The organism is Gordonia sp. UBA5067 (assembly GCF_002414845.1).
Classification (GTDB): Bacteria; Actinomycetota; Actinomycetes; order Mycobacteriales; family Mycobacteriaceae; genus Gordonia; species Gordonia defluvii.
Map to the genome: position 1 here is coordinate 13,432 of NZ_DIAX01000018.1, position 7,508 is coordinate 20,939.

Here is a 7,508-nt window from a genome sequence, read left to right on the forward strand (position 1 = left end):
CAAGGTCGACACCGAGATCCCGTCGCCGGTCGCCGGCACGCTGCTCGAAATCACCGCGAACACCGACGACGTCGTCGAAGTCGGCGGCAAGCTCGCGGTTGTCGGCAGCGGCAGCCCCGCCGCAGCACCGGCCGCCCCGGTGCCCGTGCCCACTCCGGCGCCCGCGCCAGTGCCAGCCCCCGCCGCCCCCGCCGCGCCCGCAGCGGCGACTCCGCCGCCCGCCCCCGTACCGACCCCTGCGGCTCCCGCCACCGAAGCCGCCCCCGCGGCAGTTTCCAGCGACGCCGGCCCCTATGTGACACCCCTGGTGCGCAAGCTCGCCGCCGAAAACAACGTCGACCTGTCCGCTGTCACGGGCACCGGCGTCGGCGGCCGGATCCGCAAACAGGACGTCCTCGCTGCGGCCACCAGCCCGTCGGCGGCCGCTCCGGCCGCCTCCCCGGAGGTTCGGCCGGAGCTCGCGGCGTTGCGCGGCACAACCGCCAAAGCCAACCGCATCCGGCAGATCACCGCGGCGAAGACACTGGAGTCGCTGCAAACGAGTGCGCAACTCACCCAGGTCCACGAGGTGGACCTGACGAGGGTCGCCACGCTGCGGACGGCGGCGAAGGAGTCATTCAAGGCTGCCGAGGGGGTCAACCTCACGTTCCTGCCGTTCTTCGCGAAGGCCGTCGTCGAGGCGCTCAAAGTTCATCCGAACATCAACGCCAGCTACAACGACACGACCAACGAGATCACCTACCATGGCGGGGTCCACCTCGGAATCGCCGTCGACACCGAGCAGGGTCTACTCTCCCCGGTGATCCACAACGCCGACGACCTGTCACTGGCCGGCCTGGCTCGCGCCATTGCCGACATCGCCACGCGCGCACGCTCGGGCAACCTCAAGCCCGATGATCTGTCCGGCGGCACGTTCACCATCACCAACATCGGCAGCCAGGGCGCCCTGTTCGACACGCCGATCCTGGTGCCGCCGCAGGCCGCGATGCTGGGAACCGGCGCCATCGTCAAGCGCGCCGTCGTCATCGCCGACGAGGATGGCAGTGAATCGCTGGCCGTGCGGTCGATGGCGTTCTTGCCCCTGACCTACGATCACCGCCTGATCGACGGTGCCGACGCCGGCCGGTTCGTCACCACCATCCGCAAGCGCCTGGAGGCCGGGGAGTTCGCCGCCGACCTCGGGCTCTAACCGCGTATGCGCGTCCTCGTCGCCGGATCGTCAGGGCTGATCGGTTCAGCCCTGACGACGGCGTTGCGGTCTCACGGCACCGATGTCGCCCGACTCGTGCGCCGAGAAGCCCGCAATCCCGACGAGTTCAGTTGGGACCCCGAGAATTTTGGTGCTCCCGCCGAGGCGTTCGACGGCGTGGACGCGGTCGTCTCCCTGTGCGGAGTCGGTGTGGGCGACCGACCGTGGAGTGGTCACTTTCGGCAGGAATTGCGCGACTCGCGCATCACACCGACGCAGGTGCTCGCCGAGGCGATCGCCGAATCCGACGTCCCAGTCTTCCTGTCGGCGAGCGCAACCGGGTTCTACGGCGACACCGGTGACGAGCCGGCCACTGAGGACACCGGTGCGGGCAGCGGCTTCCTCGCTGACCTTGCCGTCGACTGGGAGGCCGCCACCGCCCCGGCGACCGAACATGCGCGCGTGGTTCGCCTGCGAACCGGGCCCGTGCTTTCGCCGCGAGGCGGATTTCTCGCCAGGCTGCGGCCGGTGGTGAAAGCCGGGCTCGGCGGGCGACTCGGCGATGGCAGACAGTTCCTGCCGTGGATCTCCCTGCGCGACGAGGTTGCCGCTATCGAGTTCCTGTTGACAGCACCGGGCGTGGCGGGCCCGGTCAACCTCACCGCGCCGATCCCCGTGCGGTTCAACGAGTTCATCAACACGTACGGCGCTGTCCTGCACCGGCCGACCCGGCTGCCGGTGCCGGCGACCGCGCTGCGCCTCCTCGGCGGCGACATGGCCAAGGAAATGATTCTGGGGTCATCACGCGTTGTACCCGATGTGCTGAACCATGCCGGATTCGAATTCACCGACCAGACTCTTCCCGATGCCCTGGCGTGGACGCACTGATGACCACTGCCCCGGACTCGCTGCGTCGCACCACCACACCGGTCGAGATGCGATGGCGCGGCACCGTCGACTATCGCAGCGCGTACGACGAGCAACATGCACTCGCTGCCGCGCGCGCAGCCGGCGATCTCGACCACGACGTGCTGCTGCTGCTCGAGCACCCGTCGACCTATACCGCCGGTAAACGCACCGAGGCCTCCGATCTGCCCACCGACGGCTCTGAGGTCATCACCGTCGACCGGGGCGGACGCATCACGTGGCATGGCCCGGGCCAGCTCGTCGGCTATCCGATCGTCGCGTTGGCCGAGCCACTCGACGTCGTCGAGTATGTGCGCCGACTCGAACAGGCACTGATCGGCGTCTGCGCCGAGCATGCCGTGGTCGCAGGACGTGTCGACGGCCGGTCCGGCGTCTGGCTCGACGGCGGTGCGCGCAAGATCGCGCAGATCGGGATCCGGGTGGCCAAGGGCGTGGCCCTACACGGCTTCGCGCTCAACGTCGACCCAGATCTGCGTGCGTTCGACGCCATCGTCCCGTGTGGCATCGCCGACGCCGGAGTCACGTCGCTGGCACGCGAGGCCGGCCACCGGATCTCCGTCGACGAGGTGCGCGACGAGGTGGCTGCCGCGGTGGCTCATTGGCTCGACCACCCGCTGCCCGCTATCGAATCACCCGCTTCGCAAGGATCCCTACTGTGAGTTGCCCCACCCCCGAACCCGGTACCGCACCCGACGGTCGCAAGTTGTTGCGCCTGGAAGTGCGCAACGCGCAGACGCCGATCGAGCGCAAACCCAAATGGATCAGGACCCGCGCGACAATGGGCCCGGAGTTCTCCGAACTGAAGAGCCTGGTCAAACGCGAAGGACTGCACACGGTGTGCGAGGAGGCGGGCTGTCCCAACATCTACGAATGCTGGGAAGACCGGGAGGCGACCTTCCTGATCGGCGGCGAACAATGCACTCGCCGGTGCGACTTCTGCCAAATTGACACCGGGAGGCCCGCCGAACTCGACCGCGACGAGCCGCGGCGCGTCGCCGAGAGTGTCGCCGCGATGGGGTTGCGGTACTCGACGATCACCGGCGTCGCGCGCGACGATCTGCCCGACGAGGGCGCCTGGCTCTACGCCGAGACCGTGCGCAAGATCCACGAACTGAACCCGGGGACCGGTGTGGAGAACCTCATCCCCGACTTCCACGCGAAGCCCGACCTGCTCGCCGAGGTCTTCGACTCGCGGCCGGAGGTGCTCGCCCACAACGTGGAAACGGTGCCGCGAATCTTCAAGCGCATCCGCCCGGCATTCCGCTACGAACGCTCCCTCGATGTTCTTACCCGAGCGCGAGACTTCGGACTGGTCACCAAATCCAATCTCATCCTCGGGCTCGGTGAGACCACCGAGGAGGTTCGCGCGGCGCTGACAGATCTGCGCGATGCGGGCTGCGACATCGTCACCATCACCCAGTACCTGCGCCCCTCCCCCCGCCATCATCCGGTCGAGCGATGGGTCAAGCCCGAGGAGTTCGTCGAACTGTCCGACTTCGCCTCCGCACTCGGGTTCGCCGGGGTGATGGCCGGCCCGCTGGTCCGCTCGTCCTACCGGGCCGGGCGCCTCTACGCCCAGGCGATGGCCCACCATGGCCGCCCGCTGGCTCCGGGAATGGCGCATCTGGCCCAGTCGAGCAACGCAGCCCAAGAAGCCTCGTCGGTGCTTACCCGAATGGCCCGGTGACCGAGTCGGCCGGTCACCGTGGGCGCACCGTAGACTGATAGACATGGCAAAGGCGAACGACACCGCGACCAAAGAGGCCAAGAAGGCCGCGAAACTGGCGCGCAAGAAGGCCTCCAAGGAGCGTCGCACCCAGCTCTGGCAGGCGTTCCAGATGCAGCGCAAAGAAGATCAGCGCCTTATCCCGTACATGGTCGGGGTGGTCGCCATCGCGGTCGCCATCGCGGTCGGAATCGGCCTGCTGCTGCACCAGGTGTGGTTCATGATCCCCATCGGGATCATGTTCGGGCTGCTCGGCGCATTCATCCTGTTCGGTCGCCGAGTGCAGAAGACCGTGTTCACCAAAGCCGAGGGCCAGGCGGGCGCGGCCGGGTGGGCGCTGGGCAACATGCGCGGCACCTGGCGCATCAAGCAGGCGGTGGTCGGCACCACCCACCTCGACGCAGTGCACCGGGTGATCGGCAAGCCGGGGGTCATCCTTGTCGGAGAAGGAAACGCGAACCGGGTCAAGGGCCTGCTGAGCCAGGAGAAGAAGCGGATCGCGCGCGTCGTCGGCGACACTCCGATCTACGTGGTCGTCGTCGGCAACGGCGACAACGAGGTGCCGCTGAGCAAGCTCGAAAAGCACCTGAACAAGCTCCCCAAGAACATCAATAACAAGCAGATCGACGCCCTCGAGGCCCGTCTGGCGGCGCTGAGCACCCGCAAGGGCGGTGCTGCACTCCCCAAGGGGCCGATGCCTCAGGGCGCCAAGGTCCGCAACATTCAGCGGACCGCGCGCCGCCGCTGAGCCAGGTCGGCGCACGCCAGCGCGATCCGGCGGGGCGTCGCCGGCGCCAGGGTGAACCAGCGGCCGCCGTCGGCCGCGACCGACGGGATCGACACCGCATCACCGCGTCGCGAACAGAACACGGCGACCGCCCCGGGGCCGAGCCGCTGCTCCTCGTCGACGACGACGATCTCCCCGGTGGTCGTCGCACCCCCGAGTGCCGCGGCAAAAACGTGGGCGTCGCACAGGTCCGCGCCGGCCGAGCACAGCGCCGACCGGATCGCAGCCGCGTCTGACGCAGTCTCCAGTCGTGGCAGCAGCTCATCTTCACGCACCCGAACCGACCGGCCGACGATAGGTTTGCTCAGCGGCAGTGCCATCACGAGCCCATCGATCTCCACTGATTCGACGAGGCGGACCGGCTCCCCCAGCGCTAGGACGCGCATCTCAAACATCATCGCTGGACAAATCTAGTGGATGTGCACACCCAGCTGCCCGCAGTTCGCCGTCCTCGACGTCTGACCCGCACATCGCCACAGCCGCCAAGGAGTCCGCCGGTGTCGACGATCGGCCACTCTGGGCGCCGGCCGCGCAGCCGGTTCAGCGGCTCCGCACGACGGCGGTCCGCGTGACTCGGTCGTGCAGGGCGCGGCCGTTGTTGTCGTTGATGAGCGCGGGCACAATCACGACGATCAGCAGTTGACGCACAAGGGCCCGCACAATCCCGACCGCCGCGCGCAGCTGCGCATTCTCGTCGGGAGCGAGATCGACTCGGATCACCCGCAGTCCGGCGACGTACTGCCCCGGCGTGAAACCGAAGAGTGTGACAGTGAACACACCGATGATGAACCACACCGCCAGTTGAGGGGCGGCCACCGCGTTAAGCTTCGCCTCGACGGTCGGCTCGCCGGCGACGAAAACGAAGGCCACGGCGTACGCCATCAACCAGTCCGCGAGCAGCCCCCCGCATCGGCGCCAACCGCTGGCCAGTGCTCCCGGCCCGTCCGCCGGCAAGCCAAGGTCCTGACCTGGGTATTCGTTGTCCTTCGCGGCGACATCATCCACGCGCGGCCCGGATAGCCACGATCCGGCGGCCCGTCGACCCGACTGCTGTCCCATGCCGCCATCCTAGGTGCAGGTCGCGCCGGCGGCATTCGCGGGTTCGGACCAGCGGCGAACCGCTTGTTTGCGATAGTGGAAGCGGATCTCTCCCCTGCTCGCACAGCGTCGTGCGTTGGTTAACACGGGAGAAACACGACTTTGACCGAAGGGCAACGTGCCCTCCATAACGTCATAGTCATTGCCAGGCCCCTGGCGCAGTAGCCACCAGATCCGCGGCGGCTACAAAACGAGTGAAGGAGTCACCGGACGGTGTATACCAACAAAGAAGAACTTCTCGAGGGCATCAAGAAAGAGGGCGTCGAGTACGTCGACATTCGCTTCTGCGACCTGCCCGGTGTGATGCAGCACTTCTCGATCCCGGCATCGGCGTTTGACGAGTCGGTGTTCGATGACGGCCTTGCCTTCGACGGATCGTCGGTGCGCGGCTTCCAATCGATCGATGAGTCCGACATGATGCTGTTGCCCGACCCGGCGACCGCTCGCATCGACCCGTTCCGCAAGGCCAAGACGATGAACGTCAGCTTCTTCGTCCACGATCCCTTCACCCGCGAGGCGTACAGCCGCGACCCGCGTAACGTCGCCCGCAAGGCGCAGGATTACCTGGCCTCCACCGGGATTGCCGACACCTGCTTCTTCGGCGCGGAGGCAGAGTTCTACATCTTCGACTCGGTGTCCTACGGATCCGAGATGAACGGCACCTTCTACAAGGTGGAGTCGGAGTCCGGCTGGTGGAACGCCTCGTCGCCCACCGACCCCGACGGCAGCCCCAACCTGGGCTACAAGGTCCGTCCGAAGGGCGGCTACTTCCCCGTCGCACCGTATGACCACTATGTGGACCTGCGCGACGAGATGTCGACGAACCTGACCAACTCGGGCTTCGAACTCGAGCGCGGCCACCACGAGGTCGGCACCGCCGGTCAGGCCGAGATCAACTACAAGTTCAACACGCTGCTGCACGCCGCTGACGACGTCCAGCTGTTCAAATACATCATCAAGAACACCGCGTGGCAGAACAACAAGTCGGTCACCTTCATGCCCAAGCCACTGTTCGGCGACAACGGGTCGGGTATGCATGCTCATCAGTCGCTGTGGAAGGACGGCAAGCCGCTATTCCACGACGAGTCGGGCTACGCCGGATTGTCGGACCTGGCTCGCTACTACATTGGCGGCATTCTGCACCATGCCCCGTCGCTGCTGGCATTCACCAACCCCACGGTGAACTCCTACAAGCGTCTGGTGCCCGGTTACGAGGCCCCGATCAACCTGGTCTACAGCCAGCGTAACCGCAGCGCCTGTGTGCGTATCCCGATCACCGGCAACAACCCGAAGGCCAAGCGCCTCGAGTTCCGTTGCCCGGACAGCTCGGGCAACCCGTACCTGGCCTTCGCCGCGATGATGATGGCCGGCCTCGACGGTATCAAGAACAAGATCGAGCCGCATGAGCCAGTCGACAAGGACCTCTACGAGTTGCCGCCCGAAGAGGCCAAGTCGATCCCACAGGCGCCGACCTCGCTCGCCGCGGTCATTGACCGTCTCGAAGAGGATCACGACTACCTCACCGCCGGCGGGGTCTTCACCGAGGATCTCATCGAGACGTGGGTCGCCTACAAGCGTGAGAACGAGATCATGCCGGTGCAGGTCCGCCCGCACCCGTATGAATTCAACCTGTACTACGACTGCTGATCAGCGGTAACGCTCACCCGCAGTGACGACGACGCCCCGGCTTCGGCCGGGGCGTCGTCGTGTTCGGCACCAGAACTGCGGCCCCCGCTAAAAAGTCCCGGCCAGCCACACGCCGGCGGCGGCGGCCAGGACCG

General features: G+C 66.9%; 8 protein-coding genes. 6 read left to right on the top strand and 2 right to left on the bottom strand.

Translation table 11 applies throughout. From position 1 onward, the window contains the following. The 5 genes from sucB to B4M62_RS02720 all read left to right on the top strand — a co-directional run. The coding region (sucB, locus tag B4M62_RS02700) for a 2-oxoglutarate dehydrogenase, E2 component, dihydrolipoamide succinyltransferase (RefSeq protein WP_290704800.1) at window positions 1–1,189 on the top strand (1,189 nt) is incomplete at its 5' end. 6 nt (window positions 1,190–1,195) lie between these two features. Further along, window positions 1,196–2,077 carry a TIGR01777 family oxidoreductase gene (locus B4M62_RS02705; RefSeq protein WP_290704803.1) on the top strand — a complete coding sequence of 294 codons (882 nt, stop codon included), beginning with the start codon at window positions 1,196–1,198 and terminating at the stop codon, window positions 2,075–2,077. Next, entirely contained in the window at window positions 2,077–2,775 is a 699-nt protein-coding gene (gene lipB, locus B4M62_RS02710) for a lipoyl(octanoyl) transferase LipB (protein WP_290704806.1), read from the top strand. The genes B4M62_RS02705 and lipB overlap by 1 nt, the downstream gene beginning before the upstream one ends. Further along, complete coding sequence (lipA, locus tag B4M62_RS02715) at window positions 2,772–3,803, top strand: lipoyl synthase (protein ID WP_290704809.1); 1,032 nt, start codon at window positions 2,772–2,774, stop codon at window positions 3,801–3,803. Before lipB ends, lipA begins: the two co-directional genes overlap by 4 nt. Before the next feature lie 43 nt (window positions 3,804–3,846). After that, complete coding sequence (locus tag B4M62_RS02720; protein WP_290704812.1) at window positions 3,847–4,590, top strand: DUF4191 domain-containing protein; 744 nt, start codon at window positions 3,847–3,849, stop codon at window positions 4,588–4,590. On the opposite strand, the gene B4M62_RS02725 is transcribed toward B4M62_RS02720, so the two are convergent. Continuing rightward, entirely contained in the window at window positions 4,566–5,015 is a 450-nt protein-coding gene (locus B4M62_RS02725) for an ESX secretion-associated protein EspG (protein ID WP_290704815.1), read from the bottom strand. The two genes, B4M62_RS02720 and B4M62_RS02725, sit on opposite strands and share 25 nt — an antisense overlap. Before the next feature lie 154 nt (window positions 5,016–5,169). Next, a complete protein-coding gene (locus B4M62_RS02730) occupies window positions 5,170–5,688 on the bottom strand; it encodes an RDD family protein (protein ID WP_290704818.1) in 519 nt (172 codons plus the stop codon). A gap of 252 nt (window positions 5,689–5,940) precedes the next feature. Between B4M62_RS02730 and glnA the strand changes: the two genes are divergently transcribed. Continuing rightward, window positions 5,941–7,374, top strand: coding sequence for a type I glutamate--ammonia ligase (gene glnA, locus B4M62_RS02735; protein ID WP_290704821.1), 1,434 nt, complete (start codon window positions 5,941–5,943; stop codon window positions 7,372–7,374). Window positions 7,375–7,508 lie beyond the last annotated feature (134 nt).